23 protein-coding genes are annotated in these 25,598 nt (G+C 43.6%); 13 read left to right on the top strand and 10 right to left on the bottom strand.

The genetic code is table 11. The annotated features are described in order from the left end of the window. Positions 1 to 111: 111 nt before the first annotated feature. On the bottom strand, positions 112 to 1,311 hold the full coding sequence (locus ACT7WV_RS03195; RefSeq protein WP_445105566.1) for a response regulator: 1,200 nt from the start codon (positions 1,309 to 1,311) through the stop codon (positions 112 to 114). 671 nt (positions 1,312 to 1,982) lie between these two features. Between ACT7WV_RS03195 and egtD the strand changes: the two genes are divergently transcribed. The 3 genes from egtD to ACT7WV_RS03180 all read left to right on the top strand — a co-directional run bounded on the left by egtD (position 1,983) and on the right by ACT7WV_RS03180 (position 4,090). Continuing rightward, on the top strand, positions 1,983 to 2,993 hold the full coding sequence (gene egtD, locus ACT7WV_RS03190) for an L-histidine N(alpha)-methyltransferase (RefSeq protein WP_463424210.1): 1,011 nt from the start codon (positions 1,983 to 1,985) through the stop codon (positions 2,991 to 2,993). A 418-nt stretch (positions 2,994 to 3,411) separates the two neighbouring features. Next, positions 3,412 to 3,588, top strand: coding sequence for a hypothetical protein (locus ACT7WV_RS03185; protein ID WP_445101508.1), 177 nt, complete (start codon positions 3,412 to 3,414; stop codon positions 3,586 to 3,588). A 214-nt stretch (positions 3,589 to 3,802) separates the two neighbouring features. Beyond that, positions 3,803 to 4,090 (top strand): hypothetical protein, encoded by a 288-nt coding sequence (locus ACT7WV_RS03180; protein ID WP_445101507.1) that lies wholly within the window; start codon positions 3,803 to 3,805, stop codon positions 4,088 to 4,090. Between the two features lie 355 nt (positions 4,091 to 4,445). On the opposite strand, the gene msrB is transcribed toward ACT7WV_RS03180, so the two are convergent. Continuing rightward, positions 4,446 to 4,847: a peptide-methionine (R)-S-oxide reductase MsrB gene (gene msrB / locus ACT7WV_RS03175; RefSeq protein ID WP_445101506.1), complete on the bottom strand. Its 402-nt coding sequence runs from the start codon at positions 4,845 to 4,847 to the stop codon at positions 4,446 to 4,448. A gap of 240 nt (positions 4,848 to 5,087) precedes the next feature. Here msrB and ligA point away from each other — a divergent pair, with 240 nt between their 5' ends. After that, entirely contained in the window at positions 5,088 to 7,154 is a 2,067-nt protein-coding gene (gene ligA / locus ACT7WV_RS03170; RefSeq protein ID WP_445101505.1) for an NAD-dependent DNA ligase LigA, read from the top strand. A gap of 156 nt (positions 7,155 to 7,310) precedes the next feature. Here ligA and ACT7WV_RS03165 read toward each other — a convergent pair whose 3' ends face one another. Next, the gene (locus tag ACT7WV_RS03165) at positions 7,311 to 10,118 is read right to left on the bottom strand and encodes a PAS domain-containing sensor histidine kinase (RefSeq protein WP_445101504.1); all 2,808 of its coding nucleotides are present in this window, start codon (positions 10,116 to 10,118) and stop codon (positions 7,311 to 7,313) included. Positions 10,119 to 10,922: 804 nt separating this feature from the next. Here ACT7WV_RS03165 and ACT7WV_RS03160 point away from each other — a divergent pair. Then, positions 10,923 to 11,378 (top strand): DUF2358 domain-containing protein, encoded by a 456-nt coding sequence (locus ACT7WV_RS03160; protein ID WP_463424140.1) that lies wholly within the window; start codon positions 10,923 to 10,925, stop codon positions 11,376 to 11,378. 42 nt (positions 11,379 to 11,420) lie between these two features. Here the strand turns inward: ACT7WV_RS03160 and ACT7WV_RS03155 are convergent, their stop codons facing one another. The 4 genes from ACT7WV_RS03155 to ACT7WV_RS03140 all read right to left on the bottom strand — a co-directional run bounded on the left by ACT7WV_RS03155 (position 11,421) and on the right by ACT7WV_RS03140 (position 14,330). Next, entirely contained in the window at positions 11,421 to 12,107 is a 687-nt protein-coding gene (locus ACT7WV_RS03155; protein WP_445101503.1) for a rhomboid family intramembrane serine protease, read from the bottom strand. 61 nt (positions 12,108 to 12,168) lie between these two features. Next, positions 12,169 to 12,936 (bottom strand): sulfite exporter TauE/SafE family protein, encoded by a 768-nt coding sequence (locus tag ACT7WV_RS03150; RefSeq protein WP_445101502.1) that lies wholly within the window; start codon positions 12,934 to 12,936, stop codon positions 12,169 to 12,171. Between the two features lie 79 nt (positions 12,937 to 13,015). Beyond that, positions 13,016 to 13,552, bottom strand: a complete 537-nt coding sequence (locus tag ACT7WV_RS03145) for a rhodanese-like domain-containing protein (RefSeq protein ID WP_445101501.1) — start codon at positions 13,550 to 13,552, stop codon at positions 13,016 to 13,018. A gap of 79 nt (positions 13,553 to 13,631) precedes the next feature. Next, positions 13,632 to 14,330: an MBL fold metallo-hydrolase gene (locus ACT7WV_RS03140; protein ID WP_445101500.1), complete on the bottom strand. Its 699-nt coding sequence runs from the start codon at positions 14,328 to 14,330 to the stop codon at positions 13,632 to 13,634. A gap of 421 nt (positions 14,331 to 14,751) precedes the next feature. Here ACT7WV_RS03140 and ACT7WV_RS03135 point away from each other — a divergent pair, with 421 nt between their 5' ends. Together ACT7WV_RS03135 and ACT7WV_RS03130 are read left to right on the top strand one after the other, a co-directional pair. Next, a complete protein-coding gene (locus ACT7WV_RS03135) occupies positions 14,752 to 16,059 on the top strand; it encodes an NAD(P)/FAD-dependent oxidoreductase (RefSeq protein WP_445101499.1) in 1,308 nt (435 codons plus the stop codon). 224 nt (positions 16,060 to 16,283) lie between these two features. Then, positions 16,284 to 16,661 (top strand): ArsR/SmtB family transcription factor, encoded by a 378-nt coding sequence (locus tag ACT7WV_RS03130; RefSeq protein WP_463424209.1) that lies wholly within the window; start codon positions 16,284 to 16,286, stop codon positions 16,659 to 16,661. Here ACT7WV_RS03130 and cbiE read toward each other — a convergent pair. The 3 genes from cbiE to ACT7WV_RS03115 all read right to left on the bottom strand — a co-directional run bounded on the left by cbiE (position 16,658) and on the right by ACT7WV_RS03115 (position 19,558). Beyond that, complete coding sequence (gene cbiE / locus ACT7WV_RS03125; protein ID WP_445101497.1) at positions 16,658 to 17,920, bottom strand: precorrin-6y C5,15-methyltransferase (decarboxylating) subunit CbiE; 1,263 nt, start codon at positions 17,918 to 17,920, stop codon at positions 16,658 to 16,660. The genes ACT7WV_RS03130 and cbiE overlap by 4 nt on opposite strands. 69 nt (positions 17,921 to 17,989) lie before the next feature. Beyond that, complete coding sequence (locus ACT7WV_RS03120; protein ID WP_445101496.1) at positions 17,990 to 18,610, bottom strand: cobalt-precorrin-8X methylmutase; 621 nt, start codon at positions 18,608 to 18,610, stop codon at positions 17,990 to 17,992. A gap of 159 nt (positions 18,611 to 18,769) precedes the next feature. Beyond that, positions 18,770 to 19,558 (bottom strand): DUF1868 domain-containing protein, encoded by a 789-nt coding sequence (locus ACT7WV_RS03115; protein WP_445101495.1) that lies wholly within the window; start codon positions 19,556 to 19,558, stop codon positions 18,770 to 18,772. 123 nt (positions 19,559 to 19,681) lie between these two features. On the opposite strand from ACT7WV_RS03115, the gene holA reads away from it, so the two are divergent. The 6 genes from holA (at position 19,682) to ACT7WV_RS03085 (ending at position 25,562) form a co-directional block, all read left to right on the top strand. Continuing rightward, entirely contained in the window at positions 19,682 to 20,695 is a 1,014-nt protein-coding gene (holA, locus tag ACT7WV_RS03110) for a DNA polymerase III subunit delta (protein ID WP_445101494.1), read from the top strand. Between the two features lie 75 nt (positions 20,696 to 20,770). After that, on the top strand, positions 20,771 to 21,253 hold the full coding sequence (locus tag ACT7WV_RS03105; RefSeq protein ID WP_445101493.1) for a DUF4168 domain-containing protein: 483 nt from the start codon (positions 20,771 to 20,773) through the stop codon (positions 21,251 to 21,253). A 355-nt stretch (positions 21,254 to 21,608) separates the two neighbouring features. After that, positions 21,609 to 22,172 (top strand): DUF4168 domain-containing protein, encoded by a 564-nt coding sequence (locus ACT7WV_RS03100; RefSeq protein ID WP_445101492.1) that lies wholly within the window; start codon positions 21,609 to 21,611, stop codon positions 22,170 to 22,172. 26 nt (positions 22,173 to 22,198) lie between these two features. Then, complete coding sequence (ureE, locus tag ACT7WV_RS03095; protein WP_445101491.1) at positions 22,199 to 22,633, top strand: urease accessory protein UreE; 435 nt, start codon at positions 22,199 to 22,201, stop codon at positions 22,631 to 22,633. Positions 22,634 to 22,676: 43 nt separating this feature from the next. Continuing rightward, positions 22,677 to 23,360, top strand: coding sequence for an urease accessory protein UreF (locus ACT7WV_RS03090; protein WP_445101490.1), 684 nt, complete (start codon positions 22,677 to 22,679; stop codon positions 23,358 to 23,360). A 609-nt stretch (positions 23,361 to 23,969) separates the two neighbouring features. After that, positions 23,970 to 25,562: a pentapeptide repeat-containing protein gene (locus ACT7WV_RS03085; protein ID WP_445101489.1), complete on the top strand. Its 1,593-nt coding sequence runs from the start codon at positions 23,970 to 23,972 to the stop codon at positions 25,560 to 25,562. Positions 25,563 to 25,598 lie beyond the last annotated feature (36 nt).

Here is a 25,598-nt window from a genome sequence, read left to right as displayed (position 1 = left end):
ATTGAGCAAAAGTAACTAAAGTAACAAATAGATGATCTGGGCGAGGTCTACCTAGCTGCTCAACGATGGATGCAGACAGTCAGACAATTTAAGCAAAGGGTGATGAGTAACTTAATTAACATCATCCGGTTCTAGATACTTATTCATCACCCTCAGCACCTTTTCAGCATCAATTGGTTTGCTCAAGAAATCGGTCGCTCCAACTAGTCTGGCTCTTACTTGGTCAACAATACCGTCCTGACCAGTTAAAATCACAATCGGTGTATCCCGAAACACAGAAAGCTTGCGTAACTGGGTGCAAATTTCGTAGCCGTTGGTGTTGGGCATCACTAGATCTAAAAAGATCAAATTGGGCTTACAGGCCAGTAGAGTGGCGATCGCTCGCAAAGGATCGCTGATGCCAACAAACTGATAACCTGTTTTTGTGAGCAGCTTTTTCATTGTCTGACAGATTAAGAGACTGTCATCAATACAGGCAATCAGAGGTTCGCTACTCTTTACCGGAGTAAGAGGCTCATCTGGAGAAGGCGCATCAAAGGGAGTTGGTAGATCAGGAATTGCAATCAGTTCTACAAGCCCTGATTCAATATAGGGTAGTAGTGAACGAGTCACTTGTACAATATCCCGCTTTGTTTGCGTTGCTAAGTCATACAGAGTGTTGCGGCCGTTGAGTAGTTTGCTTAGACTCTGGTAAACCTGTTCTGAAGTGTGTTTTTTGAGGTATTCCGGTTGCTTGATGACGGGTGCGCTAGTAGGAGAATAAGCGGCTAACTGAGCATTTGACCAAACTTGGCAGAACTGCTGAGCTTCTGTAACAGCTTGTGCTACATCAATCAAGATCATTGGCGTCGCTAGTGATTTATCTGGTTTGATTTGATGAGTAACACACTTGGCTGGCGTTAAATCAAACAATACCTCAGTAACCACAGCCCGAATCATGTTAGCTGCTTGTTCATGAGTAATTTTTCCTTGTGCCACCCACAAACGCAACACTTGATATTCCCAGCAGCTATTTGAATCTTCGGGATTGATGCCGGGAAGTGTACTCTTGCAGGCGAAGGTTTGAGCATGCATCTGACGACAGTGAACTGCTAAGTGTCTTTGCCACCGCCTTACTGGATGAGTGCCTCCTGTGGCATAAATAATGTGACCCATGTATAGCAAAAAGATCCATTGCTTTTTATTCGGGTCTGTCAAAGTTAGTTGGCCATTAAACCGCAGCCGCTTCAAAGTTTGAAGCAATTGAGCTTTCTTCGAGTCAGTAAACTGCATCGCGTTAAGCGTAGGCGAAGTTTGTTGAGGAGAGTGCATCTCAGTCACATAGAGTAAGTTGGTTGACCATCCGTAGGTTTACGGTTTATTTTGTTGGTATCGCTGTATCCCTGAGATCGCAAGCTAAATCGCTCGGACAGCTATCGATGTGCTAAATTATTTCCGTAGTTATTTGGCTGGCAACAGACGGAATCTTAATATTGATAAGCATTTAGATTAGCTTACTTATTTATCTTTTGCAGCTAAATATCTGACAGATATATCGGGGAATATTTGCCAGATATTATTTTTAGATAGATGTTACTTATTATGTACTATCATTATTGGCATATTTTTTGAAGCATGTCCATAATCCAGATCACTAACTCAACTTTTTATTCTCTATTTATATACTTTTTAATATCTTTAAATTATGAACTTTTGCTTTGGAAAATTTGTCTATTTTAGTAGTAGATAACTCTACGATAATTTTTTTTTAGCAAATGTTATTAGAGACGAACTAACTAGTGTGCTGGAGCAATCAGCCTTGTTTCGTGGCGGTTAACTTGGTTTATACCCCATCGTAGTATGCTTGGCAAAGAGGCAATAAATTATCAGTCTCAGCCTGAAGCATCTTGATTTATCAGTGTGTTTCAGGCAATTTTGTTGCGTAACTGTACGGAAGAATTAATGTGAGACATTTAACTCAGATTGCATCTGGTGTTAGCAAACTGTCCCCTAAGCCTTACTCTAGGCAAGAGGGAAGCTTACAAATCAAGCTGTTGATTGATTTATGTGCAACTTCAGAATCGGAAACTAGCGCGGGTAGCGACGTGATTTGGGGGTTAACTCAGACTCCCAAATCTTTACCACCCAAATATTTCTATGATGACCTTGGTTCGGCGCTGTTCGAGAAAATCTGTGATTTGCCCGAATATTATCCCACACGGACAGAAGCGGAGATTTTGCATCAGTATGCTGGGGAAATTGCCAGGATTACTGGTGCCTGCGAACTAGCAGAACTTGGTAGCGGCAGTTCGACAAAAACCCGCCTATTGCTCGATGCCTATGATGCCTTAGGCTATCCTTTACACTATCTACCGATTGATGTTAGTGCGGGAATTTTAGAAAGCAGTGCGCAGCAGTTACTGGCAGAATATCCTTCAATTCAGGTTCAAGGTTTAGTAAGCACTTATGAGTTGGCACTCAAGCAGTTAACCCCAACTCAACTACCCACCCGGATGATTTGTTTTCTGGGTAGTACCCTCGGCAATCTCAATTCCCAAGAGTGTGATCTCTTTTTCTCGCAAATCACAGGGGCGCTAGCTGTTGGTGAGTATTTTTTGCTCGGAGTTGATTTGCAAAAGCCGAAAGAGTTGTTGGAAGCTGCCTACAACGACAGTCAGGGGGTGACGGCTCAATTTAATCTCAATGTTCTGGAGCATTTGAATCAGCGTTTTCAGGGCAACTTTAACCCTCTTCTGTTTGAGCATTGGGCCTTTTATAATCAGCAAAAGCATCAAATCGAGATGCATTTGCGATGTTTGCACTCCCATACAGTCCGCTTAGAGGCTCTTGATCTCACCGTTAAACTGGAAAGCGGCGAAACTATCATGACGGAAATTTCCCGCAAATTTGATCCAAGTATCATACAACAAGAACTCCAGGCTCAAGGCTTAAAACCACTCCAATTTTGGACTGATCCGCAACAGTGGTTTGGCTTGATTCTTTGTCAAGTTTAACTACTAAAAGCCATTAAGCTTTGCCATTAGTTGACCATTGTGGTTAGTATTCTCCAGCTACTCCCGCTTCCTGTTTAAAGAGGCGGGATTTTTATAGCGTTTTTGAAGAGACTTTTTCTTTAACAATTCTGGATCAACTTTGAAAACTGAAGATTTTATCTCTTGTGCATCTCTGGTTAATTTTTATTAGGGATCATCGAGGAGTGCGATATATGCGTAAGATTACTCCTAGCTAAATCTGAGTTATCTGCTTACCTGCGTTCATTTATACCTATATATTTAAATTATCTTTATCAAATTTACCTTTTTTATGAAGTTTTCATGAAAGAAATTGTTTTAATATACGTAAAACCACTCTTCACTAAATCCGTGGAATTACCCTAGCAAAACTACTATAAATAGTGCGATAACTGTCTTAATGCTGCTATTAGCAGATCTTGGCAATGGATTTTTCAGCATCAAGTCCAGAGATAGTGCCATTGACCAGGTGTTAAATGCTCCTTGCAGAGCCAGTCAGAAGGTCAATCGACTATACGCTATTACTCTACTCAGGCTTGACTGGATTGATGTTCAAGAAATTCATCCATCCCCTTGAAAAGATTCTTGGGTGAGTGGCTTAGAAATTTATTCCAGGTTTACTGGTGTAAAAAAATCGACAGAAAAGATTAAGAAATGCTCCAAGACGTAACATTAACGGGGTTTATTTCCACTTCCGAAAGGAACTATCTACTCCATCAACTGAAAGGACTTGATTGCTACTAGAAATCAAGCAGTTAACTAACCTAATTCTCCAGACATAGCAAATCATCATGAACAAATCTTCCTCCAGAGAAGCCCGACTAGTTGCCCAAGAAGCTAGCGCTATCCGAGCCGCACTCAAACAAAGCGGCTATGAAACTCGTAAACAATCTAGACAGCCTGCTTGGAAAATCTTTGTTGAACCAGAAAAACACTACAAGCTGACTTATAAGACAGCTCCTGTAAGCACCTGGGTACTGCATCCTGATAGCAACGATCCTAATCGCCAAAGCCTCTTAGACATCATTCAAAATACCTTGGCTACGGAACCAGCAGGGGTTGCCAGGGAAATTTCTTGACATACTTAACGGGTGGAAATCACATTGAGTTCTCCCCCGCCTTTCAAGCGAGGGAGAACTCGCAAATAGAAAATGGTTAATTGAAAATTGAGAATAAGATTCCATTTTCCATGCTAAATTTAGTAGGAATTTTGGCTAAAACTGCCCAGAAACATCAGTAATAGTAGCAGTGGCCGAGCAAAAAGAGAGCATCTCACTCTTAGAAAAACACTGAATCAGTACAAGATAAAAGCCCAATTCTCATGTTGCCCCAAAGGGTATATCTACAAAAGTGAGATGCTCTTATCAAAGGGGTATCGCGTTCAGCTTCTTATTGATTATTTATTTTGATCAATTTTACCCTTCGCCTTTGCCGCTACTCGGATTTTTTAGTAAAATCAAGGGCAGCAGAATTCATGCAGTAGCGTAGACCTGTTGGCTGTGGCCCATCATTAAAGACGTGTCCCAGGTGTGCATCACAAGCAGCGCACAACACTTCCGTTCTCCGCATGAATAAGCTATTATCTGATTCTTCTGCGACGTTTTCTTCCTTAATTGGAGCCCAAAAACTTGGCCAACCTGTGCCAGAATCATACTTGTTTTCTGAACTGAATAGTTCATTACCACAACACACACATTTGTAGATTCCTTGCTCTTTATTGTTGTGGGTTTCTCCCGTGAAAGCTCTTTCAGTACCCTTTTTTCTAGTTACTTTGAATTGTTCCGGCGTTAGCTGCTGTTTCCATTCTTCGTCAGTCTTTTGAACTTTATTAATCATCTTATAGTAATGTCCTTGATTCACTGCAATATTAGGTTGCTAGCTCAGCAAAAATGCACTGTGCATCTTGGCCAACCAACCAACAATACTGATCTTAAAGTTACACCGAAGTCCCTACAGGTGTGGATTACCGCAATGGGATATTGATCAATTTGCCAGTGCTGTTGAGCTAAGCCTCCTCTGAAAGCTCCGCTTACCGCTAAACTAGATTGCGGATACGCGTTGAGGTTAAGGGACGCTGTGCCACAAGCAACACCTGAAGTTAAACAGCGAATTGAAGAACTACGGCAGCTCTTGCAAAGAGCTAGCTATGCTTACTACGTCCTCGATAATCCGGTGATGGAGGATGCTGTTTATGACCAACTTTATCGGGAACTGCAAGAATTAGAAACACAGTACCCCGAATTGGTAACTCCTGAGAGTCCCACCCAACGCGTGGGAGAGCAACCCGCCTCCCAGTTTTCTTCAGTGCGGCACAATATCCCCCTCTACAGCCTGGAGAACGCTTTCAATATTGAAGAGTTTGCCAAGTGGCAAGAACGATGGCAGCGTTATGCACCATCCCAAAAGGAATTTGCCTATGTCTGCGAACTGAAAATTGATGGCAACGCTTTGGCGCTGACTTACGAAAACGGTGTCTTGGTGCGAGGAGTGACGCGGGGTGATGGTGTTACAGGGGAAGAAATTACTCAGAATGTCCGTACCATTCGCTCGATTCCCTTGCGGCTGCATGTTGATCAGCCGCCAGATGTGGTGGAAGTGCGCGGGGAAGCATTTCTGGCTTTAGATGTATTTGAGCAAATCAATCAAGAACGCGAACAAGCAGGGGAACAGTTATTTGCCAATCCTCGTAACTCCGCAGCAGGAACTTTGCGCCAATTAGACTCCCGTGTTGTGGCAAGTCGAAGGTTAGATTTCTTTGCCTACACCTTGCATCTGGGGAGTCAGCAGTTAGAGGTTGCTCCTCCCCAATCCCAGTGGGAAGCGCTGGAATTACTGCAAAAGTTGGGTTTTCCGGTGAATCCCCACCGTCAAGTCTGTGCCTCATTACAGGAAGTTCAGCAGTATTATGAGTCTTGGGATCTGCAACGCCGTAGCTTGCCCTACATGACTGATGGGGTAGTGGTCAAGCTTAACTCGTTGACGCTTCAGGAACAACTAGGATCTACTCAAAAGTTTCCTCGTTGGGCGATTGCCTTAAAATACCCTGCCGAAGAAGCACCCACTCGTGTGGAAAAGATTACCATCAATGTGGGACGCACCGGGGCGCTAACACCCCTAGCTCATTTACAGCCAGTGCAACTAGCCGGGACAACGGTACAAAGAGCCACATTACACAATAGCGATTTTATTGCCCAGTTAGATGTGCGGGTTGGCGATACGGTGATTGTCCGCAAAGCTGGTGAGATTATCCCGGAAGTAGTGCGAGTGCTACCAGAACTCCGTCCCTATGGTACTCAACCGTTCCAAATGCCGAGGGATTGTCCTGTTTGCCATCAGCCAGTCGTGCGTCCTCACGGGGAAGCCGTGACTCGTTGCCTTAACACCTCTTGTCCTGCGATTCTCAAAGGGGCGCTGACGCACTGGGCAAGCCGCAATGCCCTGGATATTAATGGCTTAGGGGAAAAGATTGTGGAACAATTAGTAGATAAACGAGTAGTCTCCTCAGTTGCTGACCTTTACGATTTAACTCTAGAGCAACTGGCATCCCTAGAACGCCTAGGTAAGAAGTCAGCCCAGAATTTATTAGTAGCGATCGCTAATTCCCAAAACCAACCTTGGTCACGAGTTCTCTACGGTTTGGGTATTCGTCACATCGGTAGTGTCAATGCAGACATTCTCGCCCAAAAGTTTCCTACAGTTGAACTGCTGGCTGGGGCATCACTAGCCCAGATCGAAGGTGTTTACGGTATTGGGCCAGAAATTGCTCAATCCGTCTGTTCCTGGTTCCAAGTTCCCAGCAACCAGACTTTAATTGCCAGACTCAAACAGGCAAGAGTGCAACTATCGGCTCAAAACTTGACTACAACCGAACCTAGCAGTCAATCATTGAGCAGTAAAACTTTTGTAATTACTGGTACTTTGCCGACACTGAAGCGAGATGAGGCAAAGCAATTAATTCAAAAAGCTGGTGGCAAAGTAACTAATACCGTTAGTAGTAAAACTGACTATCTAGTAGTTGGAGAAGATGCAGGTTCAAAACTAGAAAAAGCTCAATCATTAGGTATCTCCCAACTCAACCAAGCCCAGTTGTTAAAGTTACTAGCGCCGCGTCAAGGAAATAACTATCCAGTTGAAAAAGGTTAAAAAAACTTACTCTACAAGCTTTCTTGTCCTCTTGTCGCCCTTAATAATTAATAAGCATGCCCTTGAGCACAGCGAAGGGTAATAAGCATGCCCTTGAGCACAATTGAAGGCAATATATTCTTGTCCCCCCTGTCCCCCTCCTCCTGCCTATTTGCCCTAGAAGGCTAAAGAATGAGATAAAGCTATAGGCCGACGACAAGACTGTAGAATCGGAATCTCAACAATAAATTCTGTGCCTTGTCCAGGTATAGACACACAGCGTAATTCTCCCCCGTGTTTTCCTACCACTATTTGATAGCTAATGGACAAACCGAGGCCAGTACCCTTACCCACGGGTTTAGTAGTAAAGAAGGGGTCAAATAACCTCTGTCGTACCTGTTCCGTGATACCTACTCCGTTGTCAGCAATCCGGATGACCACTTTCTTCGTATGTAAAGCCAAGTTACCACTATCTATAATTGCGGTGCTAACCTGGATCCGAGGTGCGATCGGGACAGTCAATTGATCTCCCTCTACCAGTTCAGGGTTCACTCTTTGGGGTTCCAGAGCATCGATGGCATTAGTCAGGACATTCATAAACACCTGGTTAAGCTGCCCAGGGTAACACTCGACTGGAGGCAACGTGCCGTAGTTTTTAATTACCTCAATGGCAGGGCGTTCTGGTCTTTGTTTGAGTCGGTGCTGCAAAATCAGTAGAGTACTCTCCAGACCTTCGTGGATATCAATTCGTTTGATGTCTCCTTCATCCACTCGCGAGAAAGTCCGCAGTGACACTATAATATCCCGAATCCGCTCGGCTCCCAGTTTCATCGACTCCAATAAATTGGGCAAATCTTCCATCAAGAAGTCCAAATCAATGGTTTCTTGATATTCATTAATTGCTGGTGCAGGCTCAAGATGGTGCTGTTGGTAGAGACTAATTAACCCTAGCAGGTCTTTGATGTATTCTTGGGCTGGGGCGATATTGCCATAGACGAAACTGACTGGATTATTAATCTCGTGGGCAATACCAGCTACCATTAATCCCAAGCTCGACATTTTTTCGCTCTGTACTAGCTGGGCCTGGGTTTGCTTGAGTTTACCTAGAGTCATCTCTAGTTGAGCAGCTTTTTCTCGCAAAGCGGCTTCTGATTGGCGCAAAGCGGCTTCTGTCTTAGAGCGCTCTTGATTGAGAGAGAGTGCCGCTGCTGCTGCTCTGAGCAAGTCTACTGCTGATGCTGACCATAACTGTGCTTGTCTACGCTTGTCAAAGACTAGAAACCCGAACAGCTGATCTTTAATTAGTAAGGGCAGAACCAACAGAGACAAAATCCCCTGCGATTGCAAAACTAAACGCTCTGAGTCCGGCAATTGGCTAACTAGCGCCATAACGACCTCACCCCTTGCCAACTCTGGAATCCAGAGAGATAAACATTGGTGGTAGGGCAAAGCCTCAGGAGGCTGGTCCTCCCTTTGGCTGTCGCTATTTGGGGCGTACCATTGGTCACTGAGGGTAGTCATTGGTTGACCGTAAATGTCGCGGTAGTTCTCAAATAAATAGACATTACTGGCTTGAGCCGCTTGTCCCAGCAGTTCGAGGATCGAGGTGTGATAATTTGCCTCACTTCCCTGACTCAACAACTGGCGCTGAACTCTGACTAAGGCTGACAAGTAGCGTTGGCGTTCTGCCAGGGCCGATTGTGCCCGGTAACGTTCGGTAATATCAATGGCGACAGCAATCAACCCGATCACTTGGTAATTTTGATCTTGCAAAGGTCTGGCGCGGTTTTCGTACACAGAATCACCTAACTTGATCGTCCAGGCTCTCTCGGCACCCTGAAGTACATCCTGGAAATGTCCCAAAACCTCTGGTTGGCTACAGTACAAATCAAAGACCGAGATGCCCACCAACTCACCCACTTGAGAACCCAGCCGCTCTAGTCCTTTGCCCTCCGAAAGGGTAATCGTACCTTTGATATCCGTAGCGTAGAGGATGATCGGTGCTTTAGTAACCACCGTCTGTAGACGTCTCTGGCTCTCCTGTAATGCTAACTCTGCTAACAGACGTTCGTTGATTTCCCCTTGCAGAACTTCGTTGGCTCTTGCCAGTTGTTGGGTACGCTCCTCGACTCTGTGTTCTAAATCTTCGTAGGCTTTGTGTAAGGCTTCCTCGGCTTGCTTGCGTTGGGTAATGTCCTGTACCAGAGAAGTGATACCAATCAAAGTGCCATTTGGCTCAATTAGAGAAACGTTGTACCACTGACAAAATATGGTTCTGCCATCGGGTGTCTGGTATTTTTTAGTGCAGCAGTCTTCTCCCTGACGAATCAAGAAGTTCTGACAAACTGCTTCTGGCCGCTCTGCTGCCAAATTAGACCCAATCAATTCGGTGGCGTGACGCCCGATGGCTTGGCTCTTGTCGTAGCCAAAAATCCTCTGAGCGGCAGGATTCCACTCCCTCACTTCACCATCGAGGTTCCATTCAATGACGGCTAGCGGCGTTTGCTGTACCATGAGGGACAATCTTTGTTGTGACTGTCTAAGAGCCTCGACAGTTTGCTGATGGTTAGCAATTTCTTTGAGTAAGGCAAGGTTGAGCGCTTCTAGTTCCGCTGGACTGGCCAAGCTTAGTGCCTTTGGTATCAGCGGCACCATTTCGGAAACTGTATAAAGGGAAACTATCGCGGTAATCGCTTTCATCAAACCCGATAGCCAATAATCTGGATGCCAAATAGTCCAGATTTCTAATAAGTGACCAGTGCCACAGGATAAAATAAAGGCACTAAACAGTAGGAAGATTCCTTGGAATGGCACGTCTTGACGCCGACGCACGAAGTGGATCAGTAGTAAGGGAATCGAGTAATAGGACAGAAAAATGAAGAAGTCTGACCCAGCATGAAGCAAGACTAACTCTGGCTTCCAGAGATAGCAACTGCCGTGGGCCATAAAAGTTCCTAAGAATAGGTTTTTTAAATGCTCTACCATAGGAGAATGAGAGGTTAATAATAAAAAAACTACTGATTTTCTTAGTTCATCAACAAGGCTTAGTTTGAATTGATTTTCATTCCTTGAGTTAATCTCTAACCGGAGACAGATTTCAGGTAGTCGTTATTAAACTTTTACAGTAACTGGAATTGGAATCAGTTCAATTGTCCAATTCTTCAAACTATTCTTAGCGATCGCACTACTATTTGAACTCAGAGGAAACACTGAAATTTTTAAATCTTGGAAGATCCTGCCCTAGAATCGAAGGGTGATGCCAACAGGATATTCACGGTGCAACTTGAGGAAGAGAAAAGGTGATCTCACCAGTTAAAAGATAGGCAAAAGAGCCTCTGGTAGTGCTTTTTGGTTAGAAAAGTAACAGCACAAAAAAAGGGAGCATCTCCTTTTGATAAATATATTTTTCTTTGGAGAGAGTCGCATCAACAACATGCTGCCTGACCCCTGACGTTTCTTGCCAAGCAGGAGCCTTGCCAGGATGACTCTTATTGCTTTTAAGAAGTAACAAAATACCTCACCTTAGTTACCCCAGTTATTCTGGAAAGGGAGATCCTAACATATACTTTACCATTTAGTTCGCACGATCTTTGGTAAATCAATGATTAATCAGTCTACGCTCATACACCTCTAGTGCAGATTTAGAGAATTCTTGCCAGTTAAGATTCAGGGACAGCTCAGTCCGGGGGCGATGCTTTTGGCGGTATACTAAAATTTTGTGTGATCTGGCACGAAACCCAGACAATTACCCAAAAAAAAGCCAAGGCACTCAATAAGTTAATAAATTCTGTGACTACTTCAGGTGACTTAAACCCTAACAAATATCAATGGCATTTGGCAAGGGTGATCAACACCCTGCAACAAGATTTACCTACACTTTTTGAGAAAGATATTTCATACGAAATTTACACCTCAGATATTTATTTTCAAGATCCAGTTAATCGCTTTAAGGGAAAATTTAACTATCGCATTATCTTTTGGACGCTAAGATTCCATGCCCGCTTATTCTTTACAGAAATCTACTTCGATTTGCATGATGTCCAACAGACAGAGCAAGACACGATTAAGGCAGATTGGACGGTGCGCGGTATCTTGCGTGTTCCTTGGAAAGCTCATATTTTCTTCAATGGCGACTCTACCTATAAACTCACCAAAGATGGTTTAATTTACAATCATCTTGATACTTGGGATCGTCAACCCAGCGAGATTTTAAAGCAGTTCTGGGTCAAAGGAAACGAAGACTAATATCAAGTTTAAACTAGACAACTCTAGCTAAACCAAAGCCGCTTACAACTCCGGAAAAATTGCCTTAAAAACCTCGAAAAAGCCCAACTCATCGAGAAAGCGTGCAGCTAAAATGCCTCCGATAAGACCAAATAAATGTCCCTCCCAAGATATTCCCTCTTGCAAAGGCAAGATACCTTTAATTAATCTGCCGTAAATTACAGCAACAATAAATGAGGGCAACATCAGCCGCCAATCTTGTGTAAAGTAGCCGCGCATGAGCAGAAAACCTAAGTAACCAAAAATTACGCCTGAAGCACCAATGTGACTGCTGTTAGCTCTGCCAAAAAGCCAAATACCAGCGCCACTCACAAGGGCAGTAAAAACCGTGACGACATAAAATTCGCTGGTTCCTTGGAGCAAAACTAACCAACCGAGAATGAGAAAAGGCAATGTGTTGAACATCAAGTGTTCTCCATTGCCGTGAAGAAAAGGTGCAAAGAAAATACCCAATAGCCCAAAAGTAGTGCGTGGGCGAACACCGAATCGGTTGAGTGTTCCTCCCAGGTAGATAAGATTAACAAACCCTAAGAGCCACGTAAATACAACCAAATCCCGTAAGATGGTGGCTTGAGCTCTCCACTCAAAAGTAATACCGCCTGCCAGCGCTAAGCTAACGCAAACTACGTAAAGAAAAATCTCCCGTTGATTCACCAGTATTAGTCCAACCTTGTTAACTGTCTCCGTCACAATTTTGCCAGGGTTGGCGCAGGCAAATCAGATAAAAACTCAAGGTTTCAGAGAAATTTAATCATCTCTTAATTAGGACAAATACCGCCACAGCAAGAACAAAGTAGCCAAAACCTTTTTCTAACTGTTTGGCATTAATCAATTTTGTTAAGTAAGCACCGCCGACTGTACCCAAACTAGCAGCAAAGGTAAAGGAAATTATTAAATGCCAATCTAAATTTACCTGGGAAAGGTAGCCCAGAAATCCTGCAGCAGAATTAAAAACAATGATCATCAAGGAAGTGCCAATAGCTTCTTTCATGGGAATGCCACGAAGAAGCACCAGTGCTGGGACAATTAAAAAACCACCACCCACACCAACGAAGCCAGTGATCATTCCTACTCCTAACCCTTCAATTGGTAGAGCAAACCAGTAATCTTGGCGCTTGGCTGTTGTCTGAGTATCTTGCGGTTTGGACTTTGTACTCCCCTTGCGAATCATCAGGATACTTGTTAGTAACATCACTAGGCCAAAGCAAACTAGCTGTAAGGTATCTGTGATTAAGGGGAGTGAGGTGAGAAGAGCACCTAGGTAAGCACCTAGCATTGCCAGGGGAGTAAACACAGCCACCGTTTTCAGATTGACGTTACCTTGCAGCCAGTGAGGAATTAAGCCAATTACACTGACTGAGCCAACAATCAGTAGACTCATCGCGATCGCTACTTTTGGACTGAGTCCCATCACATATACTAAGATAGGCACAGCCAAAACAGAACCACCACCACCCATCAATCCCAAACTCAGACCAATACCAACTGCCAATACATGACCAATAATCGCCGTAAACATGCTGCTAGTTGACCATCTAAGTTACTGATGTTGGCAAAACTTTCAGGTGAAGTATTGAAGATTTGAGACGATTTTGCTCTTAAACTTGCTGATTGTAAGGGAGTTTGGCTAAAAGCATCGCCAACAGACAAGTATTGGTAATGCCAGCAAAAGCTAAACCAGCCCCGACAAATCCGCTGAGAATGAGAAACCCAGGAGAAACCAAAACACCAAGCAAGGTTCCAGCTACAACTAGGGAACCAGCTACAATTTGTACCTGACGCATCATGCTAATCGGAGCATTTTTATTGATAATGGTGGTATAACCCAACTGTTTCCAGGCGTTGAGTCCCCCCTGGAGGTGGCTAACTTCTGCTAAGTCTGCGGCCAACAACTGCTGCGCAGCTTGGCGGGAGCGATTACTAGTTTGACAGTAGAGAACCAATTGCTTATTGCTATCATTGGGGATTTTCTTCGGGTCAAAACTAGACAGAGGGACTAGTGTCGCTTCAGGGATATGTTCGCCAGCGTATTCAGAGGGTTCTCGAACATCAATTAAGGTAACGTCTTGTTGCTCGAGCAATTGTTTTAGAGTAGCAGCATCAATGAGTTGGAGTTTATCGCTGTTAGTAATCATTTTTTGGTAATTTGTCAAAGGATTTTTGGCGTTGCAGATTTACCACTGATTGGCTTTAATAACTCATAGTTCCCAGACATTAGATAGTTGCTGAAACTTTGCCGCACTGCTGATTAGCGGGGACGGCTTCAGCGATTTTTTTGGGGTTTGCTAAATCGAGAGAAGCCATTAACTGGATAAAGCTTGAGCGATCGCTTCCGGTAAAGCGGGGGTTAAATTGCTTTTCTTCCTTAATGGTGGAGACGGTTTGTCCCCGATAGTCGTGAGCGGGATACACTAAGGTGTCGTCTGTTAGGGTAAACAGCCGTTGAGTTACTGAGTCGTATAAAATACCAGCATCCCCACCTTGGAAGTCTGTGCGACCACAACCTCGGATTAACAGAGAATCTCCTGTTAAGATTTGCTTGCCGTTGACTAGATACGCCATATGGCTATCGGTATGGCCAGGAGTAGCGATCGCTTCGATGGGAATTTCTCCGAGTTGCAAGACTTCCCCATCCTTCAGAAAGCGGTCAGCACAAGCCGCCTGAGCATTTTGTGGGACAATTCCCTGGCAGCCAGTTATTTCCCTTAGTTTGCCTGTTCCTGTAATATGATCGGCATGGATGTGGGTCTCTAGGCAGTAGCGCAGGTTTAAGCCCAGTTCATTGAGCAGTTTGAGGTCACGCTCTACTTGTTCTAAGACTGGATCAATCAGAATAGCTTCTTTGTCACTGGTGTCAGCAATCAGATAAGTGTAAGTACTTGTTTCTGGGTCAAATAGTTGGCGAAAAAGCATAGATTTATCCCTATGAATAGAAAGTCTTGCACACGCTGACAGGATATAGCCTCAAGTTTTGTCGTATCTAGCCAATGGCTATCAACGGCTTGCTAGTCCCCAGTGTTGAGACTGGATTTATTGCCTTAGATTGGCAATAGTATTCTTGTATAGTAATATGATACTTAATTCAACACAGGAAAACCGCTAACTTTAACAAAAAGTTGACAAGGGAGTAACAAACACCTCTGAGAGTCTGTTTGTAAAGAAAAAATAAAGGGATTTCCAGAACAAACCGGACAGAAGCTAAGATTTTGCAACTAACTTTTTTATGGCAAACTTCTGTAATTGATTGAACATTCAGATTGGGTACACCTGGCCTATTTATTTACAAGCAGCTTCTTCAGCTAATAGATAACAATTTGTAAAAGAAACAAATATCATGTCAAATTTAACTACTCCTAAGTCTCCCGCAATTGCTAACACGACAGAAGCTAATTTAGATAGTAATACTCTTAAGTACCAAATTGTCATTGTGGGAGGTGGTGCTGCTGGTATTACTACCGCTAATCAGCTTTTGAGCAAAGATAAGTCTTTAGATATTGCTATTATTGAGCCTGCTGCTCAGCACTACTATCAACCTGGCTGGACAATGGTAGGAGGTGGCGTATTCAAGCTAGAAGATACCGCCAGAAATGAGCAAGACTTGATTCCTCAGGGAGCAACCTGGATTAAGGACTATGTGACCCAGTTAGACCCAGATCACAATGTTTTGCTCACTCAAACAGGTAAACGAGTAGAGTATGAATATTTGGTGTTATGCCCCGGTATTCAAATTGACTGGCATCTGATTAAAGGGCTTAAAGACGCGATCGGGAAGGATGGCGTCACAAGCAATTATTCTAAGGATTACGCTTCTTATACCTGGGAAGTAATTAATAATTTTTCCGGTGGTACTGCCCTATTTACTTATCCTAATACTCCCATTAAATGCGGTGGTGCACCTCAAAAAATTATGTACATGGCGGATGATATTTTTAGGAGTAAAAGTCAGGTAAGCCAGCGGACAAAAGTAATGTTTTGCACAGCTACTGCCAAAATGTTTGCTGTGCCAGAATATTGCGAGTCTCTAGAAAAAGTAGTGGCGCGGAGAAATATTCAGGTAAACTTCAAGTACAACCTCAAAGAAATTAAAGCAGAGACTAAAGAGGCAATTTTTGATTTTACTACCGATCAGGGAGTAGAAGAAGTCAGCATTAACTACGATATTATTCATGTGACACCGCCGATGAGTGCTCCTGACTTTATTAAAGAAAGTCCCCTAGCAGTTAAATCTGGGACGAGTCAAGGTTGGGTTGATGTGAACAAAGATACGCTGCAACATAACGTGTACCCTAATGTTTTTAGTTTGGGTGATGCTTCTTCTTTGCCTACATCGAAAACCGCAGCCGCCATTCGTAAACAAGCACCAGTTTTGGTGAGTAACTTACTGGCTGTTCGGGCATCAAGCTCCCTAACAGGTAAGTATAATGGCTATACTTGCTGCCCCTTAATCACTGGTTATGGCAAAGTAGTCATGGCGGAGTTTGATTATGACAACAAACCTGTATCTAGCTTCCCCTTCGATCCCAGTAAAGAGCGATATAGTATGTGGTTATTAAAAAAGTACGTCTTTCCTTGGCTTTACTGGAACCGGATGTTGAAAGGAAAGCTGTTTGAGGGTGATCGGTTAAAGTTTTTGAGGGGATAAAATTGAAGCAGGTAATTACTTTTCTGGCTATCTATCACCAGATAATCGTTTAATTTTTTATTTTTGTACCACACCTAATCTGCCGTTCCTGACAGAGGGCAGGTTTTTTCAGTCCCAGAAATTAGCACTCTTACTACTATCTAGTAATATAATAAGTTAGACGTAAATTGTAATATTCTCTCACCAATTTAATTGTGTCTAGAAATTCTTGGCAAGAAACCTCTCTGAGTACAGAGTCATCTCAAGACTGTGGCATATCTGAGTTATCTACTGAGGCATTAGCTCTAGTAGCTGATTTTTTTAAAGCTTTATCAGAAGTTAGTCGTTTACAGATTATTTGTTGTCTCAAGTCAGGGCAAAAAAACGTTACACAAATTATTGAAGAAACCGGACTGGGACAAGCTAATGTATCTAAGCATTTGAAGCTATTAGCCCAAGCAGGCATTGTCACCCGCGAGCAACAGGGAGCAAGTGTGTTTTACCAAATAGCTAATGCTTATTTGTTTGAACTATGTGAGCTGGTGTGTGATTCCCTTCTAGCCCAAATGCATCAGCAAAATCAGCACTTAGAGCAACTCAAAGCACTTCAGCAATCTTTTTAGCTCTTAACTGGACGAGTAGCCGTGACAATTGTCACAGGATTTAGGGGACTCAAGCGAGTCAACTCTCCCACAGGCACAGAGCGCGATAGCTGGACTTGTAACAGGCGATAATGCCAATTATGGGAGTTGAGCCAACTCAGAACTTGATTAAGATGCTCCAAGGTAGCTAATGCTAGTACGATCACTCCATCCTTAGCCAAGCGTTCCTGGCAACTATCCAGAATTGAGTTCAATTTGCCGCCACTACCGCCAATAAAGATACGATCAGGTGTGGGAAGTTCCGACAGCATCTTTGGCGCACTTCCGTGAATTGAGCTCACATTTTTTACCTGAAAGCGTCGGCAATTTTGCTCAATCAAGACACTCCCTATAGCCGTTTTCTCAATCGCATATATCTGAGAATTTTGAGACAAACGAGCAATTTCAATGGCAACGGAACCAGTTCCGGCACCAATATCCCAGATTATTTGACCAGGTTGTAGTGCCAGTTCTCCTAAGACGAGAATTCGCACTTCTCTTTTAGTCATTAAACCAGGGCGATCGCTAAAACTAGCAAATGTCCGATCTGGTAATCCCAGTAAAGGTAAGGAGTCAAGATCCAGGTGTTGCTCAGCTAAATTAGACTGACGGAGTAATACTACCAAATTGAGAGGTGCAAAGGTTTGCCCCAAGACGGCATTCACGGCAAAAGAGCGCACCTGCTCGTCATCACCTCCCAAGTTTTCACCAACCCAAAACTCATAGCTGCTAGCCAAATCCAAAGACAGCAACAGACGAGCGATCGCCTGCGGCGTGTTTGTCCCATCTGTGAGTACCGCAACCTGCTCAACTCCCTGCTGTAGTGCCTGTGTCAACTGTTCTAAAGAACGTCCATGAGCACTGATGACACCTGCATTTTGCCAAGGAACTTTAATCCGACTAAAAGCCAGTTGAACCGAACTTAGATGGGGGTGAAAGGTTAACTGTTCCTGGGGCAATTGTTGGAGTAAGAGGCGTCCCAAACCGAAAAAGAGAGGATCACCACTGACCAAAACTACAACGTACTGATTTTCTTCCAGATTATCTAGCTGTTGGCTAATGGCTTCAACTACCTGTTGAAAATCTCCCAATACGAGGCGTGGAGACTGGTGATTAGGGAAATAGCTCAAATGGCGATCGCTTCCTACCAATAAACTGGCTCCCTCCACCATTTGGCGCGCCGTAGCAGTCAGTCCCCCTGAACCCTCTAAACCAATGCCAATAACCTGTACTGGTGTCATCACCTACTTTACCTATTTCTCCTTATCTCCCTTGTCTCCTGGATGTGTAACGCCACAACCGCACAACCGCTACAGCTCCTCTGGGGACTCCCAAGCTAAAACTAACAGAGCATTAAGGATAGCTGCTGCCACTGGTGAACCACCCTTGCGACTCTCCACACGAATTTGGGGTACTTTTGTCTGTGCCAGAGCCTCTTTCGATTCTAGAACTGAGATGAACCCAACTGGCGCGCCAATCACCAAAGCTGGTTGAACTGGCGATACTGGCAACTGAGAACATAATGCCAGTAAGGCAGTAGGCGCATTGCCAATGACAAAAACAGCACCGGGAAATTGCTCAAAACAGTGCATTAAGCCTGTTTCTGTGAGTGTTTTTCCCGGCATTGGGGCTGATACTTGTTCTACTGCTGCGATTAGGGGGTTGCCGAAGGTTTTTGCCACCATGCCAGCTACCCCCTGTTTCACCATGCCAACATCCGTAATAATTGGTGTTTGCTTCTGGATGGCTGCGATGCCAGATGCGATCGCTTCCTGACTAAATCGGATCAGTTGGGCAAATTCAAAATCAGCGGTGCTATGGATCACCCGCCGCACAATTGCGTATTCGGCTGGACTAAAGTTGTGTTTGCCAATTTCTTGGTCAATGACGGCAAAGCTGTGCTCCATAATCGGATGGATTGGTAATCTCATAGACAACCCAGATTAAAATTTGACCAATAACCGAGATTCTGGTCGCTTTTAGAAGAGAATTCCAGCGGTTGAGAGTCAAGAAACAATTGATAGTTGAAACTTGGAAAAATACATCTCATCTAATAATAGTAAAGTCTTGACTGTTAACCGCTGGCAACTCTAAAGTTCTAAAACCGGCCAATCAGGTTCCCGGTAGTAGTGCATCATATCGTCAAACTTCCGCAATTGAGCCTGCTTAACAGAGATAGCAATCGGTTCATCTGGTAAAGCTTGCTGATTTAAGCTCACTAGGGTTTCCCGTAAGTTACTGCGCTCTAGTTCAGGCAGAACTTCACCAAAATATCCCAGGGTAATATGGGCAGTAAAATGATACTGCTGTTCTAGGCCTAAAGCTATTAAACCAGGATTTTGATAAATAAATCGGCGCAATTGCAAAGTTTCCTGATAGGATTTTTCATCCTTGGGTGCCAAACACACGCCCAGGGAGCGGGGCATTACCATGAGACTAATCAGCTCCCAGACAATAGGATGATCATGATTAGAAGATTGCTGATACTTCTGGAAGCTCTCGGTGATGCGCTCTCGCAATTGTGCTTCAAAGTCGGGATTTTTAAGCTCTGCATCACGGTAGGCGCTATCCCAGATTAAATCCGCCAAAGTCAAGTGAAAACTTTCGGGCGGTACTGGCACCATTAAATCTTTATCTAGTTGCTGCAGTAGCTGTTGCTGGAGTTCCTTCACAATAGAGTAGAATTGCTCATTCTCTTGATCGTCACTCCAAGGTGGCGTCAGCACTGTGTAGCCGGGAAAGGGAGTTGCCTGGAAGCTACCATCTGGCAGACGCTCATACTTAGGCGACTCTTGAATGTGCTGCAACTGAGAGCTATAGCTTTCTGGAAGCGTTTGTCGCGCCACCCGATTTAGATAGGTTTGATAAGTATCGTCCAATCTTACTCCTCTCCTGCTGGTAAATGTAGTTTAAAGATCATGACAACTAAAGTACTATGATGCCAAAAGCCAAGGGCGGTGGGTGTGAGATAACTATCAGGTTCAACGATAGCTGAAACACCAATGGAACAGGGACAAGTTCAACTCTACTGGGGAGAAGATGACTTTGCCATGGCAAAAGCCGTGGAGGAACTGCGCCAAGCAGTTCTTGACCCGAATTGGGTCAGTTTTAACTATGACAAAATTCCTTCCGAAGAATCCGACGCGGCTATTAGGGGACTCAATCAAGTAATGACTTCTCCCTTTGGCATGGGTGGGCGTCTAGTTTGGTTAGCAGATACAACCCTTTGCCAGCAATGCTCAGAAAATTTGTTAGCCGAATTAGAGCGTACTCTACCATCGATTCCCCAACAGTGTGTTTTGTTACTAACAACTCGCAATCGACCAGATGGGCGTCTTAAATCGACTAAGTTACTGCAAAAGTACGCCCAAATTCGGGAGTTTTCTCTGATTCCTCCTTGGAAAACCGAACAATTGGTACAGCAAGTACGTACCTATGCTCAAGAATTTGGCGTCAAGCTGAATTCTGCTGGGGCTGAACTTTTGGCCCTTTCCGTCGGAAACGATACCAGACAGTTGTTCAACGAACTAGAAAAATTGCGACTCTATGGGGGTGATGCGAGTAAACCCCTAGACGAAAATACGGTTGCAGCCTTAGTAATTTCAAATACTCAAAACAGTTTGCAACTAGCAGCAGCAATTCTGCACGGGGAACAGGAAAAAGCCTTAGAATTAGTCACCGACTTGATCAACAAAAATGAACCCCCTTTAAGGATTGTTGCTACTTTGGTTGGGCAGTTTCGCACCTGGTTATGGGTGAAGCTAATGGTGAGTGAAGGGGAGCGTGACTCCAAAATAATCGCTGCGGCGGCTCAAGTGAGCAATCCCAAACGAATTTATTTTCTCAAACAAGAAATCCAATCCATATCCCTGCTGCAACTGCAAAGCGTCTTACCGATGCTTTTAGAGTTGGAGTTTTGCCTCAAGCAAGGAAGCGAAACGATGTCAACCTTGCAAACTAAAGCCATTCAATTGTGCCAAATCTGTGCAGGGTTCCCTGGAACTTCTTCTCTATAAAAAAGATCAAAATATAAGAGTGCTCTAAGACTCTAGTTTAGTTTCCTAATTTTAATTTTTCGGTAGTAAACGCTCATGCTCAATCCCTTTCCTATTCCGTCCCAACCTTACCTGAGACGAATTTTGCCTCAATCTCTTCTTGTCGGTGCAATTACTGCCTTTAGTCTCTTATCTGGATTGACACCAGACCTCTTGGGACGCTCTCCTACTCTAATTTTTAGCTCTTCAGCCTACGCTCAGGCAATAGATGATCCAGAATTGACAAACTATGTCTTAGCTTCTTTAGAAATTGAACGACTACGCCGGGAAGTCTACGAGAAAATCAAAGGCCGTAACCAGGGTAATGTACCTCAAATTTCTTGCAATGCTCTAGATACACTTCCTAGTAATATTATCGAGCTAGGGCGCAATTTCTGCGAGGAGTCTGAGCGCATTGTCCAGAAGTACGGTTTTTCTAATAGTCGCTACAACGTTATTATGAGAAACCAGGCATCCGATGCAGATTTAAGTGGGCGGATTAGAAAAAAAGTTGAGCAAATCTTGGGTACAGGTGGCTAGGCTCTCAGCTAGATAATTAATACAGGGTCTCTTCAACCTTATCTATTTTACTGTTTAATTTCACCTTGGTTAGAAGTGTTAAACATCCCTGGCATGAGACGAAGGTTTCTGCGGTTAATCAACTGTATCAATCAGTTTCGAGGTTGGGCAAGCTTCGAGTCGATTTCAAGCTGATTACCTCAAGGCGATGGCTCTAGATACACTGCTAGTAGAACCAATCGGTTGTTCAGCTTAACCTGATTTCCCTAAGTGACAAAAGAGGGATAGATGAAAAGCAATACTTAGCTGCCTCACTTTGGGAACCGCTTGTGCTATTAGTTAATGGTTAAGCCATTTCCTGTGCTACCTGAGATCCATGACTAATCCTCTCTCTGCGCTATGTCAATCTGACTCAAGCCGCGCAACCCCCCGCAAAGCTTTGACCGTGGTGTCAGTGTTGACCAAGAATGGTGCGCTAGTAGCTAAACTATCCCTTGGGGAATCACGAATTATCCAAATTGTTTCTAAGTTGGGTTTGCTTGCTGGACTGACTGCCCTTGCTGCTGGATGTGCCTCTAGTCCAGCCTCGGATCCTACTACTTCTATTTCTCCATTGCCATCGGTTAGCCCCGAAGAAGTGCAAAAGTATGCAAAAGCGGTTTGGGAAATTGAGCAACTACGCCAAACTGCCGAAAACGATATTTTGCAAATTAGCGAAGACGGACAAGTGCCGGAGATTAATTGTACCCAAGCAGACACGATCAGTAATCTCCAAAAAGATGTCCAAAAAATTGCTGTTAATTATTGCAATAAATCGAAAACCATTGGTGAAAGTTACGAATTGACTATGGCTACATTTAATGGGATTACTGTTACTGCCCAAGAAAATACTGACTTAAAAAGACAAATTCAAAATGAATTAATTCGTCTTCAAAGATAAGATATTGCTACTCATATTTCTTGCTGATGCTGACTTTTACACAACGCCTCAAAACTGGTGCCCAGCTCACAGTCAGTTTTACCCTTTCACTCACCGCCGAAGAGCGCACGAGGGCACGCCACCGCTACCAGACAGCCAATGGTCAGGGTTTATATCTGCGTTTACCCAGAGGGACGATCTTAAGTGAAGGGGACTTACTACAATCTGAGACGGGAGAAGTTGTTTGCATTACCGCTCAACCAGAACCAGTGCTGACAGTAACCTCGAAGAGACCCATTGATTTGCTACGAGCAGCCTATCATTTGGGCAATCGTCATGTACCTTTAGAAGTTGCTCCTGGCCATTTGAGGTTATCTCCCGACCTCGTTTTGCAGGCAATGCTGGAACAGTTGGGAGTGGAAGTAAAAGAGGAAGTAGTACCTTTTACCCCAGAACTCGGAGCTTACAAGCATAATCACTGAAAATTGAAAGTTGAAAATAATCTATTAACTATTTTACCTATCAATGTTTACTGATTTCGCTCTTTTACGTTTGTTGCAATTGGCTAGCCCAGCTTTGCCAGTGGGTGCTTATAGCTATTCTGATGGTCTAGAAAACTTGGTTGAAACCGATGTGATTAACAACCAAAAAAGCTTGTGTATGTGGCTAGAACAAGAACTACAATGCGGGGCAATTCGCCTGGAGGCGGCGATAATGTTGCGAGCTTATGATTGTACAAACAGCAACAATTGTGAAGGCCTGAGTTACTGGAATTCTTGGCTAACAGCTATCAAGGAAACCACAGAATTGCGAGAGCAGAGTTGGCAGATGGGTGGTTCTTTGATAGGACTGCTGCGGGATTTGCAGCCGCAACAAAAGATGCAAAATTTAGTATCTGCTGTAGGTAAACCTTGCAATTATGCGATCGCTTTTGGTCTTGGTGCTGCTTATTGGCAGATTGATTTAAAGGCAGCAGTCTTAGGCTATTTGCATAGTTGGGCTTCTAATCTGATTGGCGCTGGCGTTAAATTAATACCTCTAGGTCAAACTACTGGTCAAAAGTTATTGCTGCAATTAGATACTAGGATTGCTTTGACAACTCAAGAAATTTTAACCTTAGAGGATGAAGACTTAAGTAGTTGTGGCTGGGGATTATCTTTGGCAAGTATGGCTCACGAAACTCAGTACACACGATTATTTCGTAGTTAGTTTGGGGTATTGCAGTGCGATCATCTTTGCCGATGCGCGTAGTGCAATCACAATCTTCTCTCGATACGGTGCTTGCTCAAAGTTGACTTAAATTTTGATGGATGTTCCCCTAACTTAGCCCACATCCGACGCACGCAGATCAACTGGGGACGATTCATTTTTAAGGCAGTAATTGTTGCTCGATCAATGGGTTAACTCGTCGATTATCGCCTTGCAAATCTAACAAAACACCAACTTACTCCCCCTAGTCGTTGGTAATATAACGCACTTGCTCAGATATAGATTTTCTCTGTTTCAGTCTTTGGGTTCATCGCAGCTTACGGGAGCGATCGCATTTCGTATTGCTTCAGCTTTGGGGGAGTGAAGTTCGAGGGGGATTATGCGATCATAACCCCTGCCAAAGTTACGTATCGGTAAAAGCAAGTTCTCTAGCTTCAGAGGGAACCTCAGAAACTAATCCTATTTTTAGTCTGGCAGTTCTTCACGAGAACAGACGCACCTTTGTTTACATTCGACCTTAGAATGCCGCAAAAAAACACCACAGCACCTCCTACCAGCAAAGAAAAAGTTGAGCTATGGTATTTACTGGGACTATCAGGCTGGTTCTAGATGGAAAAACAGGAATTTCTCGACCTGCTAGAGCAGGGTGTAGATAGCTGGAACTTTTGGCGAGAGAAAAATCTTGATGTAGAGATAGATCTCAGTGAGATTGATTTGAGCGAGTCGGATCTAAGTGGAGTTGACTTCAGTGGGGTCAACCTCAGTGGCTCTAACTTCAGTGAGGCTAATCTCCAAGGAGCTAACCTTAGAGGAGCTGACTTACAAGGAGCTGACTTTAGTGAGGCTGAACTCATGGATGCCGACCTCAGCGAAGCAGACCTTGATAAAGCTAATCTTAGCAAGGCTCACCTTGCCGATACTAACCTTTGTGGTGCTAGTCTCGTGGGAGCTAATCTCAGTGAAGCATACCTTCTTGGAACTGACCTTAGTGGAGCTGATCTTAGAAAAGTTAACCTCTCATATGCAGAGGTAATTGAGACCAATCTTAGTCAAACTGACCTCAAAGAGGCTTATCTCAATGGAGCTAATTTCAGCAGAACTGATCTTAGTAGCGCTAGTCTTCGCAAAGCTAACCTTGGATACGCTGATATTTTAGGCAGAGATAATACTAGTTTGACTGAAGGTAACCTTAGTAAAGCTGACCTACAGGGGGCTAACCTCAGTGGCGCTAATCTTAGTAGAGCTGAATTCTATGGGGCTAATCTTACTAGGGCTAATCTTGCAAATAGCCAAGCAGCAGATGCTCAATTCGCTTTTGCCAAGTTTACGGGAGCAGTTATAGAAGACTGGCAGTATAACGAAGTTACAAACTTCAATGGTGTAACTTGCGATTTTGTTTACTTAGATTCTAGTAGGCGAAAACCTTATCCTGTTGGGAGAAGATTTGCTCCAGGGGAATTCACAAAAGTATTTCAGAAATCTTTTGAAAATATTGATGTAGTTATTAGCAATCCTATTGACTTTGGAGCTTTCGTCTACTCCTTCAAAGCTATACAAGCTAAATATGAAAATGCTCATCTAGATATTCAGAGCAAAGAGGAAAAAGGAGAGAATATTTTTGTCGTTAAGGTTGGCATATCTCCTGATGTAGACCAGAAGGAAACTCATGCCGACTTCATGGAACTTTATGAATCAATACGTAAAGAACTAGAGCAGAAATATAAAACAGATATTAATTCTCAAATTGTCCAGTATCAACAGGAAACTGACAATTTAAGAGATTATATAAATAATTTACATAATATACTTCAACAACAAACTGAGGTGCAAAAGCTGATGGCAGAAACTCCTAAGTATGATCTTCGTGGTTCAAAATTTGGTGGTGGCTTCGCTGGGGATGGAGGAACACAGATAGGTGGAACTTTAAATGATTACTCATCTAAGCAAAGTCTAGATGAAGCAGCCGCAGAAATTCAGCAACTTTTGCAGCAACTAGAGGAAACTAATCCTACTACAACTGAAACAGAAAAAATGATAGTTGCAGCTAAAGCGGCTGATGAAATAAAGAATAATCCCACACTGAAAGGGCGAGTGATTGGTGCTCTTCAATCAGGAGGTACTGAAGCGTTTAAGGAAGCAGTCGATAACCCAGTCGTGAATATTTTGGTAGCAATTATCGAGGGATGGATGCAAGCCGAGTAGAAGCTTATCCTAGGTGCTGCAAAATCCCCATCACTT

Source organism: Symploca atlantica LB2515 (assembly GCF_052546295.1).
Note: the sequence above shows the minus strand (reverse complement) of the source record. Positions and strands in the feature narration are given on the sequence as shown.

Bases quoted from the DNA above. Each gene is read 5' to 3' on its own strand.
- holA (WP_445101494.1), top strand. From the start codon at position 19,682: ATGGAACAGGGACAAGTTCAACTCTACTGGGGAGAAGATGACTTTGCC.
- ACT7WV_RS03150 (WP_445101502.1), bottom strand. From the start codon at position 12,936: ATGTTTACGGCGATTATTGGTCATGTATTGGCAGTTGGTATTGGTCTG.
- ACT7WV_RS03185 (WP_445101508.1), top strand. From the start codon at position 3,412: ATGCTGCTATTAGCAGATCTTGGCAATGGATTTTTCAGCATCAAGTCC.
- cbiE (WP_445101497.1), bottom strand. From the start codon at position 17,920: ATGACACCAGTACAGGTTATTGGCATTGGTTTAGAGGGTTCAGGGGGA.
- ureE (WP_445101491.1), top strand. From the start codon at position 22,199: ATGCTGACTTTTACACAACGCCTCAAAACTGGTGCCCAGCTCACAGTC.
- ACT7WV_RS03105 (WP_445101493.1), top strand. From the start codon at position 20,771: ATGCTCAATCCCTTTCCTATTCCGTCCCAACCTTACCTGAGACGAATT.
- ACT7WV_RS03090 (WP_445101490.1), top strand. From the start codon at position 22,677: ATGTTTACTGATTTCGCTCTTTTACGTTTGTTGCAATTGGCTAGCCCA.
- ACT7WV_RS03100 (WP_445101492.1), top strand. From the start codon at position 21,609: ATGACTAATCCTCTCTCTGCGCTATGTCAATCTGACTCAAGCCGCGCA.
- ACT7WV_RS03120 (WP_445101496.1), bottom strand. From the start codon at position 18,610: ATGAGATTACCAATCCATCCGATTATGGAGCACAGCTTTGCCGTCATT.
- ACT7WV_RS03195 (WP_445105566.1), bottom strand. From the start codon at position 1,311: ATGCACTCTCCTCAACAAACTTCGCCTACGCTTAACGCGATGCAGTTT.
- ACT7WV_RS03165 (WP_445101504.1), bottom strand. From the start codon at position 10,118: ATGGTAGAGCATTTAAAAAACCTATTCTTAGGAACTTTTATGGCCCAC.
- ACT7WV_RS03140 (WP_445101500.1), bottom strand. From the start codon at position 14,330: ATGCTTTTTCGCCAACTATTTGACCCAGAAACAAGTACTTACACTTAT.
- ACT7WV_RS03145 (WP_445101501.1), bottom strand. From the start codon at position 13,552: ATGATTACTAACAGCGATAAACTCCAACTCATTGATGCTGCTACTCTA.
- ACT7WV_RS03085 (WP_445101489.1), top strand. From the start codon at position 23,970: ATGGAAAAACAGGAATTTCTCGACCTGCTAGAGCAGGGTGTAGATAGC.
- ACT7WV_RS03135 (WP_445101499.1), top strand. From the start codon at position 14,752: ATGTCAAATTTAACTACTCCTAAGTCTCCCGCAATTGCTAACACGACA.
- ACT7WV_RS03180 (WP_445101507.1), top strand. From the start codon at position 3,803: ATGAACAAATCTTCCTCCAGAGAAGCCCGACTAGTTGCCCAAGAAGCT.
- msrB (WP_445101506.1), bottom strand. From the start codon at position 4,847: ATGATTAATAAAGTTCAAAAGACTGACGAAGAATGGAAACAGCAGCTA.